This is a genomic window from Pseudomonas juntendi (assembly GCF_009932375.1).
Taxonomy (GTDB): Bacteria; Pseudomonadota; Gammaproteobacteria; order Pseudomonadales; family Pseudomonadaceae; genus Aquipseudomonas; species Aquipseudomonas juntendi.
Map to the genome: position 1 here is coordinate 1 of NZ_BLJG01000432.1, position 317 is coordinate 317.

Below are 317 nucleotides of genomic sequence, written 5' to 3' on the forward strand. Positions count from 1 at the left end.
CTGATCGAAGCCACGCGCCTGCCCAAGCTGAGCACGGAGGACTATTACAACTTCGTTGACGACAAGAAGGTCAAGCGTATCGCCGTCAACGCGCTGATGCGTACCAAGCTGAGCAACGGTGCGTTGGCGGTGGTGGCCCATGCCGGCGGTTACGAGGTGATCCCGCGCGAAGCAGCGGTGAAGATCCAGGAACGCGACCCCAGCCGTATCCTGTTGCTGAACACCCATGTTGAGGAAGCGGACGAAGATGACCCGTACGCGGCCTACAAGATCCCTGACGATCTGATGTGGTAAAAACGAAAAACCCCGCTTCGGCG

The 317-nt window shown here is 59.0% G+C and carries 1 protein-coding gene; it reads left to right on the forward strand.

All coding sequences use genetic code 11. From position 1 onward, the window contains the following. On the forward strand, window positions 1–294 hold a 294-nt coding region (locus GYA94_RS26545), incomplete at its 5' end, for a DUF2058 domain-containing protein (RefSeq protein ID WP_161893441.1). Window positions 295–317 lie beyond the last annotated feature (23 nt).